Origin of the sequence: Streptomyces sp. NPDC053541 (assembly GCF_044544705.1) — a bacterium.
GTDB lineage: Bacteria > Actinomycetota > Actinomycetes > Streptomycetales > Streptomycetaceae > Streptomyces.
Genome location: NZ_JBITXM010000010.1, coordinates 180,905 through 204,919 on the forward strand (window position 1 = coordinate 180,905; position 24,015 = coordinate 204,919).

A 24,015-nucleotide genomic window follows, 5' to 3' on the forward strand; every position below is an offset into this window, starting at 1 on the left:
CACCCGGCCCCGCCTCACCCCTCCTCGTCCCCGCCGCCCGTCCGGGACCGCGCCGCCCGGCGCAGCCGGTGGTGCCGGGCCGCACCCCGGTCCGTGGTCGCCTCGCCCACCATCGCCCGCACCGCGTCCCCCACGCCGTACAGCGCGTGGTGCCGGGCCGGACCCGCGCCCGGGTCCTCGCGCAGCTCCCTCAACAGCGCCCAGCACAGCCCCAGCATCACCAGGACGAACGGCAGCGCCACCAGGATCGTCGCCGTCTGCAGCGAGTTCAGGCCGCCCGCCATCAGCAGCACCGCGGCCACCGCCGCCATCAGCACGCCCCAGGCGACCACCAGCCAGGTCGGCGGGTGCAGCGCGCCCCTGCTGGTCAGCGAACCCATCACCAGCGAGGCCGAGTCCGCGCTGGTCACGAAGTACGTCATCACGAGCAGCATCGCGAGGTACGAGGTGACCGTGCCGATCGGCAGCGCGTCCAGCATCGCGAACAGCGAGGCCTCCGCCCCGTCCTTCACCGCGCCCGCCAGGTCCGCGGCGCCCGTCGAGTCGAGCCTGATCGCCGTGCCGCCCATCACGCAGAACCAGATCACCGTCGCCCCCGAGGGCACGAGCAGCACCCCGAAGAGGAACTCGCGGACCGTCCGGCCGTGCGAGATCCGGGCGATGAAGGTGCCGACGAACGGCGCCCAGGACAGCCACCACGCCCAGTAGAAGATCGTCCACGCGCCGAGCCAGGCCCGGTCCGTGAAGGCGCCCGTACGGCTCGCCATCGGCAGCAGCTGGTGCAGATAGCCGCCCACCGAAGCCGGGATCGTGTCGAGCACGTACACCGTCGGGCCGAGCAGGAACACGAACAGCATCAGCGCCGCGGCCAGCACGATGTTCAGCGTCGACAGCCACTTCACGCCCTTGTGGAGCCCGGAGAACGCCGACAGCACGAAGGCGGCCGACAGCGACACGATGATGATCAGCTCGGTGGCCGTCGAGTCCTCGACCCCGGCGGTGATGTTCAGGCCCTCCGCGACCTGGAGCGCGCCGAGGCCGAGGCTGGTCGCGGTCCCGAAGACCGTCGCGAACACCGCGAGCAGGTCGACCGCCCGGCCCGGCCAGGACCGTGCCCGCCGCTCGCCCATCAGCGGCACGAACGCGGCGCTCAGCGTGTTGCCGCGGCCCTTGCGGAAGCCCGCGTAGGCCAGGGCGAGGCCGGCGATGCCGTAGATCGCCCAGGGCGTGAGCGTCCAGTGGAAGAAGGAGTACTCCATGGCCGTGCGGGCCGCCGCGCCCGACCGCGGAGCGATGCCGCTCGCCGGGGGCGGGTCCAGATAGTGCTGGAGCGGTTCGCCCACCCCGTAGAACATCAGGCCGATGCCCATGCCCGCGCTGAACATCATCGCGATCCACGCGAGATTGCTGAACTCCGGCTCCGAGTCGTCCGCGCCCAGCCGGATCCGGCCGAAGCGGCTGAGCGCGATCACCACGCAGAGCACCAGGAAGACGTCGGCGGCCGTCACGAACAGCCACGCGAAATTGTCCAGGACCCACTGCAGCGCCGAGGAGGAGGCGTCGTCGAAGGACTCCTTGCCGAGCGCCGCCCAGCACACCACGCCGACGACGGCCGCCATCCCGATGCCGATGACCTTCGTGTCGGGGCGGGAGCCTTGTCCCTGGATCTGATCGATCGGTTCCGTGCTCATGTCGCCCCACTATGGTGCGGAATATCGCCGTATCAGGGGGTGGCACGCCGTCTCGCGGTACGGATAGGGTCGGCCCTGGCGCGACTGCCTGTTCGAAAGCAAGGGATGCAAGGTGACGGACGGAGCAGTAACTGAGGCCGCACGCGTGCTCGTCGCGGCCGACAAGTTCAAGGGTTCGCTCACGGCCGTACAGGTCGCGGAGCGGGTCACAGCAGGTCTGCGACGGGTCGTCCCGGAGCTCGAGGTGGAGACGCTGCCCGTCGCCGACGGCGGCGACGGCACCGTGGCCGCGGCCGTGGCGGCCGGGTTCGAGCGACGCGAGGTCACCGTGACCGGGCCGGTCGGCGAGCCGGTGACGGCCGCGTTCGCGCTGCGCGGGACCACCGCGGTGGTGGAGATGGCCGAGGCCTCCGGCCTCCAGTTGCTGCCCGAGGGCGTCTTCGCGCCGCTCACCGCCACCACGTACGGCTCGGGCGAGGTGCTGCGCGCCGCCCTCGACGCGGGCGCCACCACGATGGTCTTCGGCGTCGGCGGCAGCGCCACCACCGACGGCGGCGCCGGCATGCTCACCGCGCTCGGCGCGGTCTTCCTCGACGCGGACGGCAAGCCCGTCGGCCCGGGCGGCGGCGCCCTCGCCGACCTGGCCTCCGCCGACCTGTCGGGCGTCGACCCGCGCTTCGCCGACGTCGACTTCGTCCTCGCCAGCGACGTGGACAACCCGCTGACCGGCCCGAAGGGCTGCGCGGCGGTGTACGGCCCGCAGAAGGGCGCCACCCCCGAGGACGTCGCGACCCTGGACGCGGCCCTCGCGCACTACGCGCAGGTCCTGGAAAAGGCGATCGGCCCCCGGGCCGCCGAGCTCGCCGCCTCCCCGGGGGCAGGCGGCGCCGGCGGCATCGGCTACGGCGCGCTGCTGCTCGGCGCGAGCTTCCGGCCCGGCATCGAGCTGATGCTGGAGGTGCTGGGCTTCGCGCCCGCCCTGGAGCGCGCGACCCTGGTCATCACCGGCGAGGGCTCCCTCGACGAGCAGACCCTGCACGGCAAGGCCCCCGCGGGCGTCGCCGCGGCCGCGCGCGCAGCCGGCAAGGAGGTCGTCGCGGTCTGCGGCCGCCTGGCCCTCCCGCCGGAGGCCCTCGGCACCGCCGGCATCCGCCGCGCCTACCCGCTCACCGACCTGGAACCGGACCCGGCCAAGTCCATCCCGAACGCGGGCCCCCTCCTGGAACAGGTCTCGGCGAACATCGCGCGCGACTTCCTGCTGTAGGCCGTCTCTTCCGGATCTTGCCGGGCTCGCGACTTCCCCATCCCCAGAGCTTCGCCTGGGCGGGGGTGCTCCCGGCGGAGCGTGGGGGAGTGCCCCCCGGCACCGCGCCTCGCCGCGTTGTCGGCGGTCGCCGATGGCCCCCTGGCCTTCGCCCGGGTGGGGGTGCCCCTGGGCGAAGCCCAGGGCAGGTCCCCCCCCACGCGTCGCTTCCGCCCCCTCGGCCTGGCGGCCCGGGAGGTGCCCCCGCCTCCGCCTTGCGATCCTTCCCCGGGGCTGTGGCGGGCTCGGGGAGGCCCCGACCGTGGGCCTTGGCGGGCCTGGGGAGCCCCGACCGTGGGCCTTGGTGGGCCTGGGGAGGTGCCGACCGTGGGCCGTGGCGGGCTTGGGGAGGTCCCGGCCCTGGGCCTTGGCGGGCCTGGGGACCCCGGTCGTGGGCCCTGGCGGGCCCGCGGAGGCCGTGACCCTGGGCCGTGGCGGGCTCGGGGAGGCCCCGGGCCGGGGGTCTGGTGAGTCTGGGGAGGCCGCGACCTGGGCCTTGGCGGGCCTGGGGGCCCCGACGGTGGGCCCTAGCGGGATCGGGGAGGTCCCGGCCCTGGGCCCTGGCGGGCCCGGGGAGCCCCATGCCTCGGACGGCGCCCTCCCCGTAGCCCTTCGGGCACGGGAGGTGCCCCCCGGATCCCGCCTGATCCGGAAGGAACGACCTGGGCGGCCCCCGGCGCGGCGCCCCACAGCGCGTGACGCCGCCCCGTGACACCTGGAGGGTCACGGGGCGGGGCCGGGGTGCGCGGGGGCGGGGGACACACCCGCGTAACACCGGGATGTGAGGCTCAGGGGCGTGCACACGAACCCCAGCCTCGAAGAATCCCGTCACCACCCGGCGCTGCCCTCACTGCTCGCCGCCTATCACCTCGCCACCGAGGCCGAGAAGGGGCGGCCCGTGGCCGGGCCGGACGAGCTGCCCGAGCGCTACCGGGCGGAGGTGGCCGATCCGGCCGGCGCGTTCGCCGGCGACACGGTGCTCGTCGCCGGGCCGGCCGGATGTGTCGTCCTCACCGCCGGCGGCGAGCTGAAGCGGCTCTGGGTGGCGCCGGAGGCGCGCGGGCGCGGGCTCGCGAGCGCGCTCGTGACGGAGGCCCTGCGCCGGGCCGAGGAGCGCGGGCTCGGGTCCGTACGGCTCTCGGTGTGGCGGTGGCGGGCGGACGCGCTGGGCCTGTACCGGCGGCTGGGGTTCCGGTCGGCGCAGCCCTGGGACGCACGCGAGGGGCTGCTGTTCCTGGAGTGGCGCTCCGGCACGGCGGAAGTCCGGCGCCTGACGCCCGGGGAGGTCCGCGAGCGGGCCGCGGACGGGCTCGCCGCCCTCCTCGTGGACGCGGTCGACGACGGGGCCTCCATCGGCTTCCTGGCGCCCCTGGAGCCCGCCGAGGCCGCCGCCTGGTGGACGGAGGCGGCGGGGGTACGGGAGGTGTGGGCGGCCCTCGACCCGCGCGGGCGCGTCCTGGGCGCCGTCACGCTGGCCCGCGACGGCAAGGCGAACGGCCGCCACCGCGGCGAGATCGCCCGGCTGGTCGTCCACCGGGAGGCCCGCGGCCAGGGCATCGCCCGGCGCCTCCTGGCCGCCGCCGAGGCGCACGCCGCCGCCACCGGGCTGACCCTCCTCGTCCTGGACACCCAGACCGACAGCCCTGCCGAGCGCCTCTACCGCGCGACCGGCTGGACCCCGGCCGGCACCATCCCGGACTTCGCCGCCGACCCCTCGGGCACCCTGCGCCCCACGACCCTCTACTACAAGCGGCTCGCCCGCTAGGGGGTCCCGCCGATCGTGCCGGGCTCTCGGCGCCCGGTGCCGCGCCTCGCCGCGTTGTCGGCGGTCGCCGATGGCCCCCTGGCCTTCGCCCAGGTGGGGTGCCCCTGGGCGAAGCCCAGGGCAGGTCCCCCCCCACGCGTCGCTTCCGCCGCTGCGGCCCGGCGGCCGGGGAGGTGCCGCCACCTCCGCCTTGCGATCCTTCCCCTGGGTCCTGGCGGGTCTGGGGAGGCCCCATCCCTGGGTCCTGGCGGGTCTGGGAGGCCCCATCCCTGGGTCCTGGCGGGGCTGGGGAGGCCCCATCCCTGGGCCTTGGCGGGCCTGGGGAGGCCCCACCCCTGGGTCCTGGCGCGCGGGGAGGCCCCATCCCTGGGTCCTGGCGGGCCTGGGAAGGCCCCAAACTCTCGGCCCGGGCTGGCCTGGGGAGGCCCCAGCCCTGGGTCCTGGCGGGCCTGGGAAGGCCCCAAACTCTCGGCCCGGGCTGGCCTGGGGAGGCCCCAGCCCTCGGCCCTGGCGGGCCTGGGGAGACCCCATGCACCGGACGCCGCTCGCTCGTCCGGCCTGATCGGCGAGACACCCCCTACGGCACGGGAAAGGGCCCCGGACGCTTCTCGCGTCCGGGGCCCTTTCCCGTGTCCGGGCGGCGTCGCCGCCGGCGTCACCGCAGCTGTGCGGCCTCCGCCTGGCGAGCCTCGCGGCTCTCGCGACGGTTGTCGCGGAAGGTGTTCACTCGCCGGGCCGTCGCGAAGAGGGGGATCACGGCGCCCAGCACCACCTGCAGCGCACAGCCGGTCTGGAGCAGGAGCTGACCGCCCGGGGCGTCGAAGGCCCAGGCCGCCAGCATCGCCATCGCTCCGACGATCCAGCTGAGCATCGCCGCCGCGAGGACACCCCGCGGCTTCGGGTACTCCACCCGGCTCACCATCAGCCACGCCGTGCCGATGATTGCCAGCAGGGTCGGGATGAAGGGGAGCTCCAGGAGGATGATCGACACGACGGTCAGCGCGCCGAAGGGGCTCGGCATGCCCTGGAACATGCCGTCCTTCATCGTCACGCAGGAGAACCGCGCGAGCCTCAGCACCACCGCGAGCAGCACCACGATCGCGGCCACCGCCGAGACCTTCTGGTGCGCGTCGTCCGCGACCATGCCGTACACGAGGACGAAGTACGCCGGCGCCAGGCCGAAGCTGATCAGGTCCGAGAGGTTGTCGAGCTCGGCGCCCATCGGCGAGCTGCGCAGCTTGCGGGCCACGATGCCGTCGAAGAGGTCGAAGATCGCCGCTCCCAGCATGAGGATCACGGCCGTCGCGGCGGAGTGCCGCGCCATGCCGGTCTCCACCCCGCTGCCCGTGAGGTGCGGGATCAGGATGCCGGTGGTGGTGAAGTACACCGCCATGAAGCCGCACGTGGCGTTACCGAGCGTGAGGGCGTCCGCTATGGACAGCCTCAGCGACAGCGGCATCTCCTCGGCGTCCTCGGCGTCCGCCTCCGACTCGGCGACCCAGTCGGCCGCCCGTGTGTCGGGATCAATCACGGTCAATGCGAGTCACCCCCGCGGTCGTGGGCTGGCCCACCTCGACGGCGACCTCGACACCCTCGGGGAGGTAGATGTCGACCCGCGACCCGAAGCGGATCAGTCCGATCCGGTCACCCTGCTCGACCTTCGTCCCCTGCGGGATGTAAGGCACGATCCGCCGGGCCACGGCGCCGGCGATCTGCACCATCTCGATGTCGCCGAGCTCGGTGTCGAAGTGCCAGACAACGCGCTCGTTGTTCTCGCTCTCCTTGTTGAACGCCGGCACGAAGCCGCCGGGGACGTGCTCCACGGACGTCACCGTGCCGGCCAGCGGCGCGCGGTTGACGTGGACGTTCAGCGGGCTCATGAAGATGGCGACGCGGGTGCGCCCGTCCTTCCACGGCATGATGCTCTGCACCACGCCGTCGGCGGGCGAGATGACCCGGCCCTGAGCGATCTCGCGCTCGGGGTCGCGGAAGAACCACAGCATGCCGGCCGCGAGAGCGGTGGCCGGCACGGCGACGGCCTTGGCGGCCGTCGACCTGCGCGAGCGCGCGAGGCTCAGCGCCGCGGTGGCGACGGTCGGCAGAAGCCACGGCGATGCTCCGCGTGCGATGCGTACGCCCTTGAGGCTGTCGCGGTGTGCAGAGGTTTGGCTGTGGGGCATGGATGACCTTCGTAGCGGATGATGCCGCACTGGCAACGGGGGACGGCGGCTTTCCGGCGATGCTATCGGTTGCGGGCCGCAACTGGGCAAGCCAGAAGCCGAGTCGGCGGCCGGAAGCCGAACACAGGGTGTGATCTTCTTCGCGGCCAAACCGACTCAAATGCGACAATCAACCCTGGAAGCGGTACTCCTCGAGCAACCGCCGACCAATGATCATTTTCTGGATCTCGGCGGTACCTTCGCCGATGAGCAGCATCGGGGCCTCGCGGTAGAGGCGCTCGATCTCGTACTCCTTCGAGAACCCGTAACCACCGTGGATGCGGAAGGCATCCTCGACGACCTCCTTGCAGTATTCGGAGGCGAGGTACTTCGCCATCCCCGCTTCGAGGTCGTTTCGTTCCCCGGAGTCCTTTTTGCGTGCTGCGTTCACCATCATGGCATGAGCGGCCTCGACCTTGGTAGCCATCTCGGCGAGCTTGAACTGAATCGCCTGGTGCTGGGCGATCGGCTTGCCGAAAGTGTGACGCTGCTGGGCATACTGGACACCCAGCTCGAAGGCACGCTGCGCGACGCCGCAGCCACGGGCCGCGACGTTCACGCGGCCGACCTCCACGCCGTCCATCATTTGGTAAAACCCTCGGCCGGTGACCCCGCCGAGGACACGATTGGCCGGAATGCGCAGTCCGTCCATGATGAGTTCGGTCGTGTCGACGCCCTTGTAACCCATCTTCTCGATCTTGCCCGGGATGGTGAGGCCGGGGCGGACCTCTCCGAAGCCGGGCTCCTTCTCGACGAGGAAGGTGGTCATCGACTTGTGCGGGGCGGTGCCCTCGGGGTGGCCTTCGTCACTTCGGACGAGCACCGCGACCAGCGTGGACGTGCCGCCGTTCGTCAGCCACATCTTCTGGCCGTTCAGGACGTACTCGTCGCCGTCCTTCACCGCCTTCGAGGTGATCGCCGAGACGTCCGAGCCGAGGCCCGGCTCCGACATCGAGAAGGCGCCGCGCGTCTCGCCGGCCGCCATCCGCGGCAGGAAGTAGTCCTTCTGCTCCTGGGTGCCGTGCTGCTTCAGCATGTACGCCACGATGAAGTGGGTGTTGATGATGCCGGACACCGACATCCAGCCGCGGGCGATCTCCTCCACGCACAGCGCGTAGGTGAGCAGCGACTCACCCAGGCCCCCGTACTCCTCGGGGATCATCAGACCGAAGACGCCGAGCTCCTTCAGCCCGTCGACGATCTGCTGCGGGTACTCGTCACGGTGCTCCAGCTCGGTGGCGACCGGGATGATCTCCTTGTCCACGAAGTCGCGGACGGTGGAGAGGATCTCCTGCTGGACGTCGGTCAGGCCGTGGGTCTGGGCGAGTCGCGCCATGGCTACTTCCCCTGTTCCTTCAGTTCGGGGCGGCCGGGCTGCTCGCCGCCGCGCGCGTCGATGTACTCGGCCGTCGGGACCATGACCTTGCGGCGGAAGACGCACACGAGCGTGCCGTCCTGCTTGTAGCCCTTGGTCTCGACGTAGACGATGCCGCGGTCGCTCTTCGACTTCGACGGCGTCTTGTCCAGGACGGTCGTCTCGCCGTAGATGGTGTCGCCGTGGAAGGTCGGCGCCACGTGCCGCAGCGACTCGATCTCCAGGTTGGCGATGGCCTTGCCGGAGACGTCCGGCACGGACATGCCGAGCAGCAGCGAGTAGATGTAGTTGCCGACGACGACGTTCTTCTTGAAGTCCGTCGTGTTCTCCGCGTAGTTCACGTCCATGTGAAGCGGGTGGTGGTTCATCGTCAGCAGGCAGAAGAGGTGGTCGTCGTACTCGGTGACCGTCTTCCCGGGCCAGTGCTTGTAGACGGCGCCGATCTCGAACTCTTCGTAGGTGCGGCCGAACTGCATCGGACTCAGGCCTCCGGGATCTCGAACTTGCTGGTGCGCTGCATGCCGGCGGCCCGGCCCTTGCCGGAGATGACCAGCGCCATCTTGCGGGAGGCCTCGTCGATCATCTCGTCGCCGAGCATCGCGGAGCCCTTCTTCCCGCCCGCCTCGGAGGTGTAGTAGTCGTACGCGTCGAGGATCAGCTCGGCGTGGTCGTAGTCCTCCTGCGAGGGCGAGAAGATCTCGTTCGCGGCGGCGACCTGGTCCGGGTGCAGCACCCACTTGCCGTCGAAGCCCAGGGCGGCGGCGCGCTGCGCGACCGCGCGGTAGCCCTCCTGGTTGCGGATCTGCAGGTAGGGGCCGTCGATCGCCTGGAGGTTGTTGGCGCGGGCGGCCATCAGGATGCTCATCAGGATGTGGTGGTAGGCGTCCGCCGGGTAGCCGGGCGGCTGCTCGCCGACGACCAGCGACTTCATGTTGATGGAGGCCATGAAGTCGGCCGGGCCGAAGATGATCGTCTCGACGCGCTGGGAGGCCTGCGCGATGGCGTTGACGTTGGTCAGGCCCTGGGCGTTCTCGATCTGCGCCTCGATGCCGATCTTGCCGACCTCGAAGCCCATGGTCTTCTCGATCTGGGTGAGCAGCAGGTCGAGCGCGACGATCTGCTCGGCGTTCTGCACCTTCGGCAGCATGATGCAGTCGAGGTTCTGGCCGGCGCCCTCGACGACGGTGACGACGTCCCGGTACGTCCAGTGGGTCGTCCAGTCGTTGACCCGGACCACGCGGGTCTTGCCGGTCCAGTCGCCCTCGTTGAGGAACTTCACGATCGTGTGGCGGGCCTCGGGCTTGGCCAGCGGGGCGCAGGCGTCCTCCAGGTCGAGGAAGACCTGGTCGGCGGCGAGGCCCTGGGCCTTCTCCAGGAAGCGGGGGTTCGAGCCGGGCACCGCGAGACAGGAGCGGCGGGGGCGCAGCCGGTTCACAGGGGAAGCGGTGCTGGTCATGCGGGGACCTCCGTGCTTTCGAGGGGGTTGAGCTGGTTGGCTTTCCGGATCTCGTCGACGATACGGCCGATGATCCCGGTGATGCCGAAGTCCTTCGGGGTGAAGACCGCGGCCACGCCCGCGGCCCGGAGCTCCTCGGCGTCGGCGTTCGGGATGATTCCGCCCACGACGACCGGGATGTCGGCCGCGCCGGCCTGCTTCAGGCGGTCGAGGACGTCGGGCACGAGCTGGGCGTGCGAGCCGGAGAGGATCGACAGGCCGACCGCGTGCACGTCCTCCTCCAGAGCCGCGTCCACGATCTGCTCGGGGGTCAGCCGGATGCCCTGGTAGACCACCTCGAACCCGGCGTCGCGGGCCCGCACGGCGATCTGCTCGGCGCCGTTGGAGTGCCCGTCCAGGCCCGGCTTGCCGACCAGGAAGCGCAGCTTTCCGACGCCCAGGTCCGCCGCCGTGCGGTCCACCCTGCGGCGCACCTCGGCGAGCGGGGAGCCCTCCTCGGCCGGCACGGCCACCGGGGCGGAGGAGACGCCGGTCGGGGCGCGGAACTCGCCGAAGACCTCGCGCAGCGCCCCGGCCCACTCGCCGGTGGTGACGCCGGCGCGGGCGCACTCCAGGGTGGCCTCCATCAGGTTGCCGGTGCCCTTGGCGGCCTCCTTGAGGCGCTCCAGGGCCTTGCAGGGCCGCGGGTGGTTGAAGGGCGGCTGGTAGCGGGTGTCGCGCCAGTTCTTCAGCGCCTCGACGACGCGGGCCTCGACGGCCGGGTCGACGGTCTGGATCGCGGTGTCCAGGTCGGCGGTGAGCGGGTTGGGCTCGGTGGTCTCGAAGATGTTGACGCCGACGATCTTGTCCTCGCCGGACTCGATGCGGGCGCGCCGCTCGGCGTGCGAGGAGACCAGCTGGGCCTTGAGGTATCCGGACTCGACGGCGGCCATGGCGCCGCCCATCTCCTGGATCCGCTCGATCTCGGCCAGGCACTCGGTGACCAGGGCGTCCACCTTGGCCTCGATGACGTGCGAGCCGGCGAAGATGTCCTCGTACTCCAGGAGGTCGGACTCGTGGGCGAGGACCTGCTGGATGCGCAGCGACCACTGCTGGTCCCAGGGGCGCGGCAGGCCGAGCGCCTCGTTCCAGGCGGGGAGCTGGACGGCACGCGCGCGTGCGTCCTTCGACAGCGTCACGGCCAGCATCTCCAGGACGATGCGCTGGACGTTGTTCTCCGGCTGGGCCTCGGTCAGGCCGAGCGAGTTGACCTGCACGCCGTAGCGGAAGCGGCGCTGCTTGGGGTCCTCGATGCCGTACCGCTCGCGGGTGATGGTGTCCCAGATGCGTCCGAAGGCGCGCATCTTGCACATCTCCTCGATGAAGCGGACGCCGGCGTTCACGAAGAACGAGATCCGGGCCACGACCTCGCCGAACCGCTCCTCGGGGACCTGTCCCGAGTCGCGGACGGCGTCGAGGACGGCGATCGCGGTGGACATGGCGTAGGCGATCTCCTGGACCGGCGTGGCGCCGGCCTCCTGCAGGTGGTAGCTGCAGATGTTGATCGGGTTCCACTTCGGGATGTGGTTGACCGTGTACGCGATCATGTCCGTCGTGAGGCGGAGCGAGGGGCCGGGCGGGAAGACGTGCGTCCCGCGCGACAGGTACTCCTTCACGATGTCGTTCTGGGTGGTGCCCTGGAGCTTGGTGATGTCGGCACCCTGCTCCTCGGCGACCACCTGGTAGAGCGCAAGGAGCCACATGGCGGTGGCGTTGATGGTCATCGAGGTGTTCATCTGCTCCAGGGGGATGTCCTGGAACAGCCGCCGCATGTCACCGAGGTGCGAGACCGGCACGCCGACCCGGCCGACCTCGCCGCGGGCGAGGACGTGGTCGGGGTCGTAGCCGGTCTGCGTGGGCAGGTCGAACGCGACCGAGAGTCCGGTCTGGCCCTTGGCGAGGTTCCGCCGGTAGAGCTCGTTCGACGCCTCGGCGGTGGAGTGACCGGCGTAGGTCCGCATGAGCCACGGCCGGTCCTTCTGGCGCTCTGTCATCTGTGGTCCCGGGGTCAGATGTTACGGAAGCGGTTGATGGCGTCGATGTGCTTGGCCCGCAGCTCGTGGTCGCGGACGCCGAGGCCCTCCTCCGGGGCGAGGGCGAGCACGCCGACCTTGCCCTGGTGCAGGTTGCGGTGCACGTCGTAGGCGGCCTGGCCGGTCTCCTCCAGGGAGTAGACCTTGGAGAGGGTCGGGTGGATCTTGCCCTTGGCGATGAGGCGGTTGGCCTCCCAGGCCTCGCGGTAGTTGGCGAAGTGGGAGCCGATGATGCGCTTCAGCGACATCCACAGGTAGCGGTTGTCGTACTGGTGCATGTAGCCCGAGGTCGAGGCGCAGGTGGTGATGGTGCCGCCCTTGCGGGTGACGTACACGGAGGCGCCGAAGGTCTCGCGGCCCGGGTGCTCGAAGACGATGTCGATGTCCTCGCCGCCGGTCAGCTCGCGGATCTTGGAGCCGAAGCGCTTCCACTCGCGCGGGTCCTGGGTGTTCTCGTCCTTCCAGAACTTGTAGCCCTCGGCGTTGCGGTCGATGACCGCCTCCGCGCCCATGGAGCGGCAGATGTCGGCCTTCTCCGGGGAGGAGACGACACAGATCGGGTTGGCGCCGCCGGCCAGGGCGAACTGGGTGGCGTACGAGCCGAGGCCGCCGCTCGCGCCCCAGATCAGGACGTTGTCGCCCTGCTTCATGCCGGCGCCGTTGCGGGAGACCAGCTGGCGGTACGCGGTGGAGTTGACCAGGCCCGGGGCCGCGGCCTCCTCCCAGCTGAGGTGGTCCGGCTTCGGCATCAGCTGGTTGGACTTGACGAGGGCGATCTCGGCGAGGCCGCCGAAGTTGGTCTCGAAGCCCCAGATGCGCTGCTCGGGGTCGAGCATCGTGTCGTTGTGGCCGTCCGAGGACTCCAGCTCGACGCTCAGGCAGTGCGCGACGACCTCGTCGCCGGGCTTCCAGGAGTTGACGCCCGGGCCGGTGCGCAGCACGACGCCCGCGAGGTCGGAGCCGATGACGTGGTACGGCAGGTCGTGGCGCTTGGTGAGCTCGGAGAGCCGGCCGTAGCGCTCCAGGAAGTTGAAGGTGGAGACGGGCTCGAAGATCGAGGTCCACACCGAGTTGTAGTTCACGGAGGAGGCCATGACGGCGACCAGGGCCTCGCCCGGGCCGAGCTCCGGCAGCGCCACGTCGTCCAGGTGGAGCGACTTGCGCGGGTCCTTGTCGCGGCTGGCGACGCCGGCGAACATCTCGGCCTCGTCCTTGTGGACGGTGACGGCGCGGTACGACTCGGGGAGCTTGAGGTTGGCGAAGTCGGCCGAGGTGGAGTCGGGCGACTGGATCGCGTCCAGGATGTCCTTCACGGATGCCTCCGGCGGTGCGGCGTCCCGCGGGGACGCGCTGAGGGTTTCGTCGGGGTTGGTGCTGTGGAGGTGTGCCGTCGGTTCGGCGCGGTGGTGCGGTGGCGGCGCCGTGGTGGGGCGCGGGAGGTGCCTGTGACGCAGGCGTCCGGGCGCACGAGCAGGATTGCCTGTGGGGACAGCCGGCGCACGAGGAGATCTCTGCGCGCCGGCCGCCCGGACACCCTCAACGTATGGCACGCCGTGTCACGTGACAAGGCACTGCGTGCCAACAATTTCACTCAGATGCAATCTGCTGCTCACGGATGAGCGATGATCGATCGAAAATGCCCCTGAACTGGGCGGATACGACGAGGGCCGCCCCCGGAAATCCGGGAGCGGCCCTCGTGCGGCGTGATCTTCGGCTCTTTCTCAGCCCTTCGTCAGCGCCTGCTGGATGGTCCGCATGACCTCGTCCAGCGGTGCGTCCGTCCGGGCGACGGCGACCACCACGTCGCCCGTCGTGGAGGCGGTGGCGGCGGCCGGCCGGACCGGCTCCTCCGCGGCGCCCGCGGCCCCGGCCGGCACGGTGCCGGGGCGGGCGCCTATCCCGCTGCCGAAGGTCTCCCGGACGATCGCGAAGGCGTGGTCGAGCTGCGCCTCCACGTCCCCCTGGCCGCCGGCCCGCAGCCAGCGCCGCAGCACGTGGTTGTGGGCCGTGACCACCGCGGAGGCCGCCACCTCGGCGAGCAGCGGGTCGTCGTTGCCGTCGTGGTGGTCGCGCTCGTCGAAGTGCCCGAGCAGATAGCGGGTGAAGAGGCGCTCGTAGCGGGCCACCGAGGCGATCTCGCGCTCGCGCAGCGTCGGCACCTCGCGGGTGAGCCGGTAGCGGGCCACGGAGACCGCGGGCGAGCCCGCGTACATCTTCATGACCTCCTTGATGCCCCGGCACACCGTGTCGAGCGGGTGCTCGTGCGGCGGGGCGGCGTTCAGCACCGCCTCGGCGCGCACCAGGGTGTCGTCGTGGTCGGGGAAGATCGCCTCTTCCTTGGACCGGAAGTGCCGGAAGAAGGTCCGCCGGGCCACCCCGGCCGCCGCCGCGATCTCGTCGACGGTGGTCGCCTCGTACCCCTTGGTGGCGAAGAGCTCCATGGCCGCGCTGGCGAGCTCCCGGCGCATTTTCAGCCGCTGCGCGGCGGCACGGGTCCCCGCCGCGCTCTCCTGGGCGTCGGGCGTGGACGTGGCACGGGGTGTCTTCGCGGCCTTGGACATGCCCCGAACGTACTGCATCCGAGCGGGAGTGTGCCCAGGTGGGGGAGGGGAGCCCGGCCCGGCACCGACGGTGCCCGACGGGCTGAGCAGCCCTCCCCAACCCCCGTACGACCCGTCGCCCGGCTCAGCGGCGGGCATATTCGCGGAAGCCACGGCCCGTCTTCCGGCCGAGGCAGCCCGCGGCCACCAGGTGCTCCAGGAGGGGTGCGGGGGCGAGGCCCGGGTCGCGGAACTCGCGGTGCAGCACCTTCTCGATGGCGAGGGAGACGTCCAGGCCGACCACGTCGAGGAGCTCGAACGGGCCCATCGGGTAGCCGCCGCCCAGCTTCATCGCCGCGTCGATGTCGTCCAGGGAGGCGTAGTGCTCCTGGACCATCTTGATCGCGTTGTTGAGGTACGGGAAGAGCAGCGCGTTGACGATGAAGCCGGCCCGGTCGCCGCAGTCCACGCCGTGCTTCCTGATCTTCGCCGTGACCTCGCGGACGGTCGCGTGGACGTCGTCGGCGGTCAGCACCGTGCGGACGATCTCCACCAGCTTCATGGCGGGCGCCGGGTTGAAGAAGTGCATGCCGATGACGTCCTGCGGGCGGCTGGTGGCGCGGGCGCAGGCGACCACCGGCAGCGAGGAGGTCGTGGTGGCGAGCACCGCGCCGGGCTTGCAGATCTTGTCCAGGCGGGCGAACAGCTCCTGCTTGATCTCCAGGTCCTCGGCGACCGCCTCGACGGCCAGGTCGACCTCGGCGAACGCGTCGAGCGAACCGGCCGGGACGATCCGCGCCAGCGTCTCGTCGCGGGCCTCGCCGGTCATCCGGCCCTTGTCCACGGAACGGGCCAGGTTCTTGGCGATCCGGGCCTTCGCGGTGTCGGCCTTCTCCTGGGAGCGGGCGGCCAGGACGACCTCGTAACCGGCCTTGGCGAAGACCTCGGCGATGCCGGAGGCCATGGTGCCCGAGCCGGCGACGCCGACCGAGCGCACCTCGCGGCCGCCGGCCGTGGCGGCCGCGTCCAGCGGGGTGAGCGCGTCGCGGACCACGGTGGCCGAGCCGGGCGCCTCGTAGGTGTAGAAGCCGCGGCCGGACTTGCGGCCGGTCAGACCGGCCTCGCTGAGCTGCTTGAGGATCGGGGCCGGGGCGTGCAGCCGGTCCTGGGAGGAGGCGTACATGGCCTCCAGGACGGTACGGGCGGTGTCGATGCCGATCAGGTCGAGCAGCGCCAGCGGGCCCATCGGCAGGCCGCAGCCGAGCCGCATGGCGGCGTCGATGTCCTCGCGGGAGGCGTACTTGGCCTCGTACATCGCGGCGGCCTGGTTCAGGTAGCCGAAGAGCAGCCCGTCGGCGACGAAGCCGGGACGGTCGCCCACCGCGACCGGCTCCTTGCCCAGCTCCTGGGCGAGCCGCGTGACGGCCTCGACGTGCCGCGGGTCGGTGAGCACCGAGGAGACCACCTCGACCAGCTTCATGGCCTGGACCGGGGTGAAGAAGTGCAGGCCGAGGACCCGCTCGGGGTGCGCGGAGTCGGCGGCCAGCCGGGTGACCGACAGGGCGTTGGTGCCGGTGGCGAGGATCGTGCCGGGCCGGACGATGCCGTCCAGGGCCCGGAAGACCTCCTGCTTGGTCTCGTACGACTCGGGCACGACCTCGATGACGAGATCGGCCTCCGCGGCCGCCTGCAGGTCGGAGAAGGTGCGGAAGCGGGCGAGGACGTCCTGCCGCTCCTCCTCGGTGATGCGCTCGCGGGCCACCGCGCGGGCGGTGGAGGCCTCCAGGGCGGCGACGGCCTGGGCGGCCGCGTTCTCGTCGATGTCGATGCCGATGACCTCACGGCCTGCCCGGGTGAGGACATCGGCGATGCCCGTGCCCATGGTGCCGAGACCGACGACGGCGATGGTGGAGAGAGGGGTGTCCATCAGGGGACTCCTGGGAGGAAGAGTGACGACTGAAGGCAGCGCGCGAAATGCGGAAGGCGCGAGTGGCCCGAAGGCACGGACGACCGAGGGCGCAAGCGGCCGGAGGCCGTGGGGAAAAAGGGCGACGGACCCTGTCCCGGAGTCACGTCGAAAACTGCCGAACCGAACGAACGGACACAACGGCTGCGTCACCAGGCCGTCGTGCGGATGCGGGGGGTGGCCCGCTCACCTGAGATTAACTGCCCGGTAACGAGCACGCCAGTCCTGGGAAGTTGGGGAAAGTGTGATCTGGGTCGCGGATAGGCTGCGGAATATGAATTTCGCCGCGGACCCCGAATTCTGCTCGATGATCGATCGTTTGCGAGAAGAGATCGAGAATGCCGGCGGGGAGGTTCCCGCGGCATTCGAACAACTCGCCGGACCGCTCGGTGCGGAGGAACTCCACACCGCCCTCACCGCCCCCGGACAGCCGCTGTGGGCCCGCGAGATCGCCGCCTTCCGGCTCGGCCTGGCCGGCGACCCCCGCGCCTTCGAGGCCCTCGTCCTGCTCCTCAACCACCGCGACCCCGAGCGCTGCGTCTCCGCCGCCCACGCGCTCACCCGGCTCGGCGACCCGCGCACCGCCCGCGCCGCCGCCGCGCTCGCCACGAACGAACTGCGCGTCGCCTACGCCCTGCTGCCGGTCCGTCTGCTCGCCGCTCTGCGCGCCCCGGAGAGCGCGCCCGCCCTCGTCACCGTGCTGGAGCGCCGGCTCGTTCCCGGCGACCCGCACTGGCGGGTCGCCCTCGCCTGTGTGGAGGGGCTCGGCGCCCTCGGCGACCCGGTGGCCCGCGAGGTGCTGACCGCCGCCCTGCCGCACCCGAGGCTCGCGGAGGCGGCCCGGGAGGCGCTCCGGCGGCTGTGACGTGCGTCCCGCCGGGGGAACGGACGGGTTCCGTTGTTGACACGTCTTATTACAGTGTCCGGCACCGGTTCACTCGTCCCTGTTCCCGACTGGCAGAGCGGAGGCGGAACATGCCCCCTGCGACCCCGGCCGCACCGCCGGCGCCCCCGCGCCCGGCACCCGCGCTCTCGGTCGGCGCCCACCACGTGCGCGCCGCGCTGCTCGGCGCCGAACGGCACGGCCTCGCCCCCGCACCGCTGCTCGCCCGCGCCGGACTGTCCCTCGACCTCCCCGCCCGGGTGCCCGCCCGGCAGTTCGGCCGGCTGGTCGGCACCCTCTGGCGGCGCCTGGACGACGAACTGCTCGGCTTCGGCGAGGCCCCCAGCCGCTTCGGCACCTTCGCCACCATGGCCGACCTCGTCGTGCACGGCAGCCGCGACCTGCGCGAGGCCCTGCACCGCGGCGCCTCCTTCTACCGCCTCTTCCCGGCGGGCCCCCGCCTCCGGCTCGTCGAACCCGAGGCGCCCGGGGGCGAGTTCGCGGACGAGGCCCGCATCGACTTCGACGTCTCCGGCTACGACGACCCGCTGCGCTTCGGCGCCGAGACCACCGTCCTCGCCGCCCAGCGCTTCGCCGGCTGGCTCATCGGCCGCCGACTCGGCCTGCGCCGGGTCGAGTTCGGCTACCCCGCGCCCCGCCACGCCCACGAGTACGCCCTGCTCTTCCGCGCCCCCTGCGTCTTCGGCGCCCCGCGCACCGCCCTCGTCCTCGACCGCGCCGACCTCGACGCCCCGGTCCGCCGCGACCCGGCCGAGCTGCGCGCCCTGCTGCGCCGGGTCACCCTCGACGTCCTCGTCTGCCGCGACGAGCGCTCCGCCGCCACCGCCACCGTCCGGGTCCGCCGGCTGATCGCCGCCGCCCTCCCGGCCGGCCCCGTCCCGCCGCCCGAGGAGGTCGCCCACCGGCTCTCCGTCAGCCCGCAGACCCTGCGCCGCCGGCTGGCCGCCGAGGGCACCTCGTACCAGCGGCTGCGCGACCAGGTGCGCCGCGACCACGCCCTCGCCGCCCTCGCCCACGGCACCCTCTCCATCGAGGATCTCTCCCGCCGGCTCGGCTTCTCCGAACCCAGCGCCTTCCACCGGGCGTTCCGCCGCTGGACCGGCGCACCCCCGGGGGCGTACCTGCGGCACGCGCCCTGAGGTCCCCAAGGGGGCGTCCCCCTGGGGAAGCCGTACGGCCCCGCGCCGCCGGGGTGCTCGGGCCGGGGCGTCCGTACGGGCGGAGGGTGAGCGGTACGGTCACGGCGGACCCGGCACGCCGGGCCTACCGTCCCCGCCATGGAAGCGAACCCCCTGCCCGGCGCCGCCAGCCCGCCGGGCCGCCGAAGATGACCGCGCGCCGGGCGGTCCCCGCCGTCCTCGCCGGGCTCGTGCTGCTCTGCCTGCTCGCGGGCGTGGCGGTGACCACCCTCAGCGTGCGGGTCGAGGGATCGAGCATGGCGCCGACCCTGCGCGACGGCGACCGGCTGCTGCCGGTGCCCGGCTCCGCGGGCGAGGTCCACCGCTTCGACCTCGTCCTGCTGAGGTCGAGGCACCAGAACGCGCTCCTGGTCAAACGGGTCGTCGGCCTCCCCGGCGACCGGATCGCGATCGTGTCCACCCCCGACGACCCCTTCCAGGTCCTCCTCCAGGAGCAGGGCCGCGGTCCGGTCCGGCGGGTGACCGCACGCCCGTGGACGGACCAGGCGCGGCGGACCGGGAACTGCTGCGCCGCCGACGGCACCCGCTCGGCCCGCCCGGAGCTGCGCACGGTGCCGGCCGGCGCCTTCTTCTACCTGGGCGACAACCCCGACCTCTCCGACGACTCCCGCGCCTACGGCTGGGGCGAGATCGCCCGGGTCGAGGGACGGGTGGGCCTGCGCGGCGGCCTGCTGCCGACCTCCCCGGACCTCGGCCCTGCGCCGGTCATGGAAACGGCCCGGGGACCCGGTCCCGGTCCCTGACGGCGGCTCAGGAGGGGAGGTCCTCGCGGCCCGTGCTGAGCGCGATCCGCAGGAAGACGTCGGCGATGCGCCCGGCCGACTCCTGCGGCGAGCCCGCGGCCTGCACGATATGGCTGGCCGTCAGGCGTACGGCGGTGTCGACCGCGAGGTCGCGCGCGACCGGGTCCACGGCGGGCCAGGCCTCGGCCACGTACGCGTCGGCCATCGCCGTCGCGGTGGCGAACGCGGCCTGGGACCGCGTCGTCAGATAGGGGAGCAGTCCGTCGTCCCCGGTGCTCGTGAGCATCGCGCGCACCAGCGGGTTGCGCCCGGCCAGGGTGAGGGTGAAGTCGGCGGCGGCGGTCACGGCCGCCCGCAGGTCGTCGCGGTGCGCGTCGAGCGCCGCCTGGATGCCGACCAGGCAGCGCTCCAGCTCGCGCTGGAACAGGGCCTCGCCGACCGCCTCCCGGGAGGGGAACTCCGAGTACAACGTCTGCCGGCTCACGCCCACGGCGCTCGCGATGTGCGCCATGCGCAGCTTCTCGAAACCGCGGTCCGCGACGAGTTCGTACGCGGCGTCCAACAGGCGCTCGCGCAGCAGCGTGCGCACCGTCTCCCTGAACCTGGCCATCGGCCCAGCCTAGTGGAGACGAATTTTCCGGCCCCTCTGTCCAAACTGTTGACACATTCGTCAATAGTGTCCAATTCTCGAACAAGTGGCCACGCAGTGTCACGGCACGCGGCCGTGACAGCAAGGAACCCGTGCACCGCACGGGACGACGGTTGGAGAAGGCTCATGTCCGAAGAGATCAGAGGGACCCGGGAGACCCGGGTTCCTGGGGACGCCGGGGAGCCCCGGGGCGTCACCCGCTGGCGCAGATCCGTCCTCCTGGCACTGCCGGCCGGCGCGGCCGTCGCCGGGATGGCGACCGCGATGGTGCAGGGCGCCCTGGCCGCGAACCTCTCGCTGACCAGCGTCCCCTTCACCCTCAGCTCCCGTACGGTCGCCGCGCCCTCCGGCATCGGCGCCGTCATGCACACCGTCGACGCCGGCGGGCCCAAGGGCGCCGCCGAGGTCGGCATCGCCCAGGCGGGCCTCGACGGGCTGTGCGTGCACGCCACCCAGGCGGTCAACCTCCCGGTGATCGGCAGCCTCGGCACCTGGTCGCTCAACATCTCCTCCCCGGCCGCCGCGACCCCGCTCACCCCGGACCAGCTCGCGGCCGGCGAGGGCCTCCAGGCGCGCAAGCTCGTCCTCGACGCCCAGGCCCTCAAGGCGTCCAAGGCCACGCTCAACGCCTCCGACACCACGCCCAATGTGATCGGTGCCGCCGCCGACGGCGCCGGCATCAAGGGCACCGGCATCAACGACGGCACGGCGGGCCAGTTCGGCCTCGACGCGACCGGCGGCCGCACCACCATCGAGAGCCTGAAGGCCGACGCGAACGGCGCGACCATCGCCGGCGCGATCACCCTGCCCAACCTCGCCATCGGCATCGCCCACGGCGACACGAGCTGCTGAGTCCGCACCTCCGCACCCCCCACGGGTCGGGGCGCCGCACGGGACGCGGCGCCCCGCACCACCGACACCCGGCCCCCTCCCCGCTGCGAGGTCCGCATGACGCACCACGAACCGGGCTCCGAGCCCGAAGTCCCCTCCGCCGAACCCGGATCCGCACCCGGATCCGCGCCCGGATCCGTCCCCGGGGCCGCCGCCGGGTCCCTCGCGGCCGTGACAGCCCCCGCCCCCGACCCCTCGTCCGGGGCCGGCCCGCGGGCGGGCGGTCCGCTGCCGCGCGCCCGGCGCGCGTTCCGGCGCTGGCGGCGCACCCGGCCCTTCTGGGCGGCGCTGTGGACCGGGACCGGCGGCTTCGTGATCCTCTTCCTGCCGCTCGCGCCGCTCGGCAAGATCCTCCAGATCGGCGTCGGCGGGATCGCGGGCATGGCCGGCGGGGTGCTCCTGATGGCGATGGCGCTGCTGATCCTGCTGCTGCCGAGCCAGCGCCACACCGCGGGCGTCATCGCCGTGATCGCCGGCGTCGCCTCCTTCCCGCTGTCCAACCTCGGCGGCCTGTTCGTCGGCATGTTCCTCGCCGTGCTCGGCGGCTCCATGGCCTTCTCCTGGCTGCCCGAGAAGCCCCTCGCGCGCCGCCTCCGCCGCCGCCCCGCCCCCACCGTCCCCGCCCCCGCCCAGGAAGGGAGCGCCGCCGCATGAGCGCCCTGCCCGGACCGAAGGACGCCGTCCGCACGCTGGCCCGCGCCGGGGCCCGCTGGAACGCCGAGATGCTCGCCGAGGCCGCCGACGGCACCCGCCGCGGCACCCGGTGGGGGCGCGGCGCCCTCGCCCTCGTCCCGGCCGTGCTCGCCGTCGGCGCGCTCGGCGGCGCGATGGCGCAGGGCGCGCTCGCCGCCAACTTCAGCGTCACCGGTCAGCCCTTCACCCTCACCTCCAACGGGGTCTCCGGCACCGGCTTCGGCGCCATCGTCAACACCCCGCCGGTCGGCCGCCCGGACGGCACCTCCACCGCCACCACCGGCATGGCACGGGTCGGCTTCGCACAGGCCGGGCTCGCCGGACTGTGCGGCATCGTCCACCAGTCGATCGCCGGCCTGCCGTACTCCCTGCTCCTGACCGCCGGCCAGCGGGTCACCGCCACCCCGCCCGCCGCGTTCACCACCGACATCGACGCCTCCAACCTCTTCATCCAGGCCACCGAACTGCGCTCCTCCGGCCCCACCACCCTGGAGAACGCGGTCATCGGCCAGTCCGCCGACCAGGTCCTCGTCGACGGCAAGCCGCTCACCGGCGCCGTTCCCGGCGGCTTCGGCCTCGGCTCGGCCGGCGGCCCCGGCGGCAGCTCGGTCACCCTGCACGGCCTCGACGCCACCGCGTACGACGCCGAGATCGCCGGCGCGCTGGTGCTGCCCCAGCTCGACATCCGCATCGTCGGCGGAACGGCGACCTCGTGCTGAGCGCGGCCCCGGAGCGGGCGCACACCGCACGGACGAGGGCACGGGGGACGGCGGCAGCGGTACGGGAGAAGGCGGCGGTGGTACGGGAGAAGGCGGCGGTGGTACGGGCGAAGGCGGGCGCCGCCCGGCGCTGGTTCCGGGCCTTCCGGCGCACCCGGCCGTTCTGGGGCGGCCTGTGGCTGGTCGCGGGCGGCTGGACGGTGCTCAAGTTCTCGCTCAGCTCGGTGCAGTTGATCGTGAGCACCGGCTTCGGGGGAGTGGCCGGCTACCTCACCGGCGGCGGCATGATCCTGTGCGGACTGATCCCGATCGCCGCACCCCGCCAGCGCTACACCTTCGGCCTCATCGGCGCCGTCCTCGCGGTCGTCTCGCTGGTCGTGTCCAACCTGGGCGGCTTCCTGGCCGGGATGGCGCTCGGCGTCCTCGGCGCCTCGATGACCGTCGGCTGGGGCCCCAAGCGCCCGGCTCGCCGGCGCCCGACCGGCGGCCCGCAGGCGCCCCGCGTCGCGGAGGAGGGCTGATGCGCCGCGCGCTCGCCGTCGCCACCGTGCTCCTCGCCGCCGTCGCCACGGCCGTCGTTCCCGGCCGCACCGGCAGCGCCGCCCCGCGCCCGGCGGCCGAGGTCGTCCCGCAGGGCGTGCCCTTCCTGCCCTCCCCGTACCCCCTGGACGTACGCATCGACAGCCTGGTCGCCGTGTCGCTGACCGTCGAACAGGGCGTCACCATCCGGCTCTCCGACGGCACCCAGGTGGTCACGAACAAGTACACCTTCACCAAGCTCAAGATCGCCCGGCACATGAGCGTCACCCAGCGCGCCGCCGGCCACACCCTCACCATCGACGTGCCGAACGAGGGCTCCCTCGGCGGCTACGACAGCGCGGGCAAGGCCGAGACCACCACCATGTGGGGCACCATCGACAACATCTGCGTGCTGCTCATCGCCTGCCACATCCAGGGCCTGCTCGACTTCTTCGGCCAGTTCATCCCGCTGACCTCCGGCGCCACCAACTTCCGCGGCACCATCTACGCGATCCGCACCGTCGACGACCACGCCGCCCTGAACTCCACCGACAACCCCGTCCACCTGCCCGGCACGATCACGGTGACCAGCCCATGAACCCGAGCCCCGCACCCGCCCCCGAGGAGGGGCGCACCCACTGGCGGCGCTCCCTCGCCGTCGCCCTGCCCGCCCTGCTCGCGGCCGGCTCCCTGACGGCCGCCCTGTCCGGCGGCGCGCTCGCCCTCGACCTGCACATCCAGGACCGGCCGGTGGACTTCACCACCAGCAGCCTCTACGGCACCCAGTACGGCGCCGCCGTCGTCGACCAGACCGTGGTCCGGCCGGACGGCACCACCGGCACCCTGCGCGTGCTCCGCATGGGCTTCGCGGACGGGGTCGTCAACGGGCTGTGCCTGAGCCAGCGCCAGCAGATCGCCGGCCTCACCTACACCCTGCTGCTGACCCTCGGCGACACCGACCCCGGCACCTGGGAGATCCGCACCAGGAACACCGTCCTCGACCTGCGCAGCGCCACCGGCGAACTCGACATGGACGGCATCGTCGACCTCAACGTCAACGGCGCCGACGTGAGGACCGTGAAGGACGCGACCGGCGCGTACGTCCCCAACCCGCTCGACAGCCCCCAGCACCGCTTCGGCATCCAGGCCCGCTACGCCAAGTTCGACGCCATCACCGGCACCGCCCAGGACATGCAGATCCCCGGCCTGCTCACCACCCCCAGGCTGAGCCTCACGGTGAAGCCGGGCACGGTCGCCTGTCCGAGGCCCCCCGCACCGACCGGGACCCCGGGAACGCCGTAGCCGCGTACG

Annotated in this window: 22 protein-coding genes; 11 read left to right on the top strand and 11 right to left on the bottom strand. The window is 72.6% G+C overall.

Going from position 1 to position 24,015, the window contains the following annotated elements:
* Nucleotides 1-14 precede the first annotated feature (14 nt).
* Nucleotides 15-1,691 carry a BCCT family transporter gene (locus ACIGW2_RS25500; RefSeq protein WP_399846180.1) on the bottom strand — a complete coding sequence of 559 codons (1,677 nt, stop codon included), beginning with the start codon at nucleotides 1,689-1,691 and terminating at the stop codon, nucleotides 15-17.
* Between the two features lie 112 nt (nucleotides 1,692-1,803).
* On the opposite strand from ACIGW2_RS25500, the gene ACIGW2_RS25505 reads away from it, so the two are divergent.
* Together ACIGW2_RS25505 and ACIGW2_RS25510 are read left to right on the top strand one after the other, a co-directional pair.
* Nucleotides 1,804-2,955, top strand: coding sequence for a glycerate kinase (locus ACIGW2_RS25505; RefSeq protein ID WP_399846182.1), 1,152 nt, complete (start codon nucleotides 1,804-1,806; stop codon nucleotides 2,953-2,955).
* Between the two features lie 835 nt (nucleotides 2,956-3,790).
* Complete coding sequence (locus ACIGW2_RS25510) at nucleotides 3,791-4,759, top strand: GNAT family N-acetyltransferase (RefSeq protein WP_399846184.1); 969 nt, start codon at nucleotides 3,791-3,793, stop codon at nucleotides 4,757-4,759.
* Nucleotides 4,760-5,414: 655 nt separating this feature from the next.
* On the opposite strand, the gene pssA is transcribed toward ACIGW2_RS25510, so the two are convergent.
* The 9 genes from pssA to ACIGW2_RS25555 form a co-directional block, all read right to left on the bottom strand.
* Complete coding sequence (gene pssA, locus ACIGW2_RS25515; protein WP_391656098.1) at nucleotides 5,415-6,290, bottom strand: CDP-diacylglycerol--serine O-phosphatidyltransferase; 876 nt, start codon at nucleotides 6,288-6,290, stop codon at nucleotides 5,415-5,417.
* Complete coding sequence (locus tag ACIGW2_RS25520) at nucleotides 6,283-6,939, bottom strand: phosphatidylserine decarboxylase (RefSeq protein ID WP_391656097.1); 657 nt, start codon at nucleotides 6,937-6,939, stop codon at nucleotides 6,283-6,285. Before ACIGW2_RS25520 ends, pssA begins: the two co-directional genes overlap by 8 nt.
* Before the next feature lie 169 nt (nucleotides 6,940-7,108).
* Nucleotides 7,109-8,314, bottom strand: coding sequence for an acyl-CoA dehydrogenase family protein (locus tag ACIGW2_RS25525; RefSeq protein ID WP_361577697.1), 1,206 nt, complete (start codon nucleotides 8,312-8,314; stop codon nucleotides 7,109-7,111).
* Between the two features lie 2 nt (nucleotides 8,315-8,316).
* On the bottom strand, nucleotides 8,317-8,829 hold the full coding sequence (locus ACIGW2_RS25530) for a MaoC family dehydratase (RefSeq protein ID WP_128981445.1): 513 nt from the start codon (nucleotides 8,827-8,829) through the stop codon (nucleotides 8,317-8,319).
* 5 nt (nucleotides 8,830-8,834) lie between these two features.
* The gene (locus ACIGW2_RS25535) at nucleotides 8,835-9,809 is read right to left on the bottom strand and encodes a CoA ester lyase (protein ID WP_356065309.1); all 975 of its coding nucleotides are present in this window, start codon (nucleotides 9,807-9,809) and stop codon (nucleotides 8,835-8,837) included.
* On the bottom strand, nucleotides 9,806-11,842 hold the full coding sequence (locus tag ACIGW2_RS25540) for a protein meaA (RefSeq protein ID WP_391656095.1): 2,037 nt from the start codon (nucleotides 11,840-11,842) through the stop codon (nucleotides 9,806-9,808). Before ACIGW2_RS25540 ends, ACIGW2_RS25535 begins: the two co-directional genes overlap by 4 nt.
* Nucleotides 11,843-11,856: 14 nt before the next feature.
* A complete protein-coding gene (gene ccrA / locus ACIGW2_RS25545) occupies nucleotides 11,857-13,194 on the bottom strand; it encodes a crotonyl-CoA carboxylase/reductase (RefSeq protein WP_391656094.1) in 1,338 nt (445 codons plus the stop codon).
* A gap of 408 nt (nucleotides 13,195-13,602) precedes the next feature.
* The gene (locus tag ACIGW2_RS25550) at nucleotides 13,603-14,442 is read right to left on the bottom strand and encodes a TetR family transcriptional regulator (protein ID WP_361577686.1); all 840 of its coding nucleotides are present in this window, start codon (nucleotides 14,440-14,442) and stop codon (nucleotides 13,603-13,605) included.
* 124 nt (nucleotides 14,443-14,566) lie between these two features.
* Nucleotides 14,567-16,348 (bottom strand): 3-hydroxyacyl-CoA dehydrogenase family protein, encoded by a 1,782-nt coding sequence (locus ACIGW2_RS25555; protein ID WP_391656093.1) that lies wholly within the window; start codon nucleotides 16,346-16,348, stop codon nucleotides 14,567-14,569.
* A gap of 313 nt (nucleotides 16,349-16,661) precedes the next feature.
* Here ACIGW2_RS25555 and ACIGW2_RS25560 point away from each other — a divergent pair, with 313 nt between their 5' ends.
* From ACIGW2_RS25560 to lepB, 3 genes are all read left to right on the top strand, one after another.
* On the top strand, nucleotides 16,662-17,252 hold the full coding sequence (locus ACIGW2_RS25560) for a HEAT repeat domain-containing protein (protein ID WP_399846191.1): 591 nt from the start codon (nucleotides 16,662-16,664) through the stop codon (nucleotides 17,250-17,252).
* Between the two features lie 110 nt (nucleotides 17,253-17,362).
* Nucleotides 17,363-18,430: an AraC family transcriptional regulator gene (locus ACIGW2_RS25565; RefSeq protein WP_399846193.1), complete on the top strand. Its 1,068-nt coding sequence runs from the start codon at nucleotides 17,363-17,365 to the stop codon at nucleotides 18,428-18,430.
* A 188-nt stretch (nucleotides 18,431-18,618) separates the two neighbouring features.
* Nucleotides 18,619-19,233, top strand: coding sequence for a signal peptidase I (gene lepB / locus ACIGW2_RS25570; RefSeq protein WP_399846196.1), 615 nt, complete (start codon nucleotides 18,619-18,621; stop codon nucleotides 19,231-19,233).
* Between the two features lie 7 nt (nucleotides 19,234-19,240).
* On the opposite strand, the gene ACIGW2_RS25575 is transcribed toward lepB, so the two are convergent.
* The gene (locus tag ACIGW2_RS25575) at nucleotides 19,241-19,843 is read right to left on the bottom strand and encodes a TetR/AcrR family transcriptional regulator (RefSeq protein ID WP_391656089.1); all 603 of its coding nucleotides are present in this window, start codon (nucleotides 19,841-19,843) and stop codon (nucleotides 19,241-19,243) included.
* A gap of 165 nt (nucleotides 19,844-20,008) precedes the next feature.
* On the opposite strand from ACIGW2_RS25575, the gene ACIGW2_RS25580 reads away from it, so the two are divergent.
* From ACIGW2_RS25580 to ACIGW2_RS25605, 6 genes are all read left to right on the top strand, one after another.
* The gene (locus tag ACIGW2_RS25580; RefSeq protein ID WP_399846199.1) at nucleotides 20,009-20,734 is read left to right on the top strand and encodes a DUF6230 family protein; all 726 of its coding nucleotides are present in this window, start codon (nucleotides 20,009-20,011) and stop codon (nucleotides 20,732-20,734) included.
* A 210-nt stretch (nucleotides 20,735-20,944) separates the two neighbouring features.
* The gene (locus ACIGW2_RS25585) at nucleotides 20,945-21,427 is read left to right on the top strand and encodes a DUF6114 domain-containing protein (protein WP_391656087.1); all 483 of its coding nucleotides are present in this window, start codon (nucleotides 20,945-20,947) and stop codon (nucleotides 21,425-21,427) included.
* Nucleotides 21,424-22,185, top strand: a complete 762-nt coding sequence (locus tag ACIGW2_RS25590) for a DUF6230 family protein (RefSeq protein ID WP_391656086.1) — start codon at nucleotides 21,424-21,426, stop codon at nucleotides 22,183-22,185. Before ACIGW2_RS25585 ends, ACIGW2_RS25590 begins: the two co-directional genes overlap by 4 nt.
* Before the next feature lie 77 nt (nucleotides 22,186-22,262).
* Nucleotides 22,263-22,706 (top strand): DUF6114 domain-containing protein, encoded by a 444-nt coding sequence (locus ACIGW2_RS25595; protein WP_399846203.1) that lies wholly within the window; start codon nucleotides 22,263-22,265, stop codon nucleotides 22,704-22,706.
* Nucleotides 22,706-23,302 (top strand): hypothetical protein, encoded by a 597-nt coding sequence (locus ACIGW2_RS25600; protein ID WP_356065274.1) that lies wholly within the window; start codon nucleotides 22,706-22,708, stop codon nucleotides 23,300-23,302. The genes ACIGW2_RS25595 and ACIGW2_RS25600 overlap by 1 nt, the downstream gene beginning before the upstream one ends.
* On the top strand, nucleotides 23,299-24,006 hold the full coding sequence (locus ACIGW2_RS25605; RefSeq protein WP_399846205.1) for a DUF6230 family protein: 708 nt from the start codon (nucleotides 23,299-23,301) through the stop codon (nucleotides 24,004-24,006). Before ACIGW2_RS25600 ends, ACIGW2_RS25605 begins: the two co-directional genes overlap by 4 nt.
* Nucleotides 24,007-24,015: the final 9 nt, after the last annotated feature.

Excerpts from the sequence above, each read along its gene's own strand:
- ACIGW2_RS25500 (WP_399846180.1), bottom strand. The coding sequence starts at position 1,691 with ATGAGCACGGAACCGATCGATCAGATCCAGGGACAAGGCTCCCGCCCC.
- ACIGW2_RS25520 (WP_391656097.1), bottom strand. The coding sequence starts at position 6,939 with ATGCCCCACAGCCAAACCTCTGCACACCGCGACAGCCTCAAGGGCGTA.
- ACIGW2_RS25525 (WP_361577697.1), bottom strand. The coding sequence starts at position 8,314 with ATGGCGCGACTCGCCCAGACCCACGGCCTGACCGACGTCCAGCAGGAG.
- ACIGW2_RS25530 (WP_128981445.1), bottom strand. The coding sequence starts at position 8,829 with ATGCAGTTCGGCCGCACCTACGAAGAGTTCGAGATCGGCGCCGTCTAC.
- ACIGW2_RS25535 (WP_356065309.1), bottom strand. The coding sequence starts at position 9,809 with ATGACCAGCACCGCTTCCCCTGTGAACCGGCTGCGCCCCCGCCGCTCC.
- ACIGW2_RS25540 (WP_391656095.1), bottom strand. The coding sequence starts at position 11,842 with ATGACAGAGCGCCAGAAGGACCGGCCGTGGCTCATGCGGACCTACGCC.
- ACIGW2_RS25550 (WP_361577686.1), bottom strand. The coding sequence starts at position 14,442 with ATGTCCAAGGCCGCGAAGACACCCCGTGCCACGTCCACGCCCGACGCC.
- ACIGW2_RS25555 (WP_391656093.1), bottom strand. The coding sequence starts at position 16,348 with ATGGACACCCCTCTCTCCACCATCGCCGTCGTCGGTCTCGGCACCATG.
- ACIGW2_RS25560 (WP_399846191.1), top strand. The coding sequence starts at position 16,662 with ATGAATTTCGCCGCGGACCCCGAATTCTGCTCGATGATCGATCGTTTG.
- ACIGW2_RS25565 (WP_399846193.1), top strand. The coding sequence starts at position 17,363 with ATGCCCCCTGCGACCCCGGCCGCACCGCCGGCGCCCCCGCGCCCGGCA.
- lepB (WP_399846196.1), top strand. The coding sequence starts at position 18,619 with ATGACCGCGCGCCGGGCGGTCCCCGCCGTCCTCGCCGGGCTCGTGCTG.
- ACIGW2_RS25575 (WP_391656089.1), bottom strand. The coding sequence starts at position 19,843 with ATGGCCAGGTTCAGGGAGACGGTGCGCACGCTGCTGCGCGAGCGCCTG.
- ACIGW2_RS25580 (WP_399846199.1), top strand. The coding sequence starts at position 20,009 with ATGTCCGAAGAGATCAGAGGGACCCGGGAGACCCGGGTTCCTGGGGAC.
- ACIGW2_RS25590 (WP_391656086.1), top strand. The coding sequence starts at position 21,424 with ATGAGCGCCCTGCCCGGACCGAAGGACGCCGTCCGCACGCTGGCCCGC.
- ACIGW2_RS25600 (WP_356065274.1), top strand. The coding sequence starts at position 22,706 with ATGCGCCGCGCGCTCGCCGTCGCCACCGTGCTCCTCGCCGCCGTCGCC.
- ACIGW2_RS25605 (WP_399846205.1), top strand. The coding sequence starts at position 23,299 with ATGAACCCGAGCCCCGCACCCGCCCCCGAGGAGGGGCGCACCCACTGG.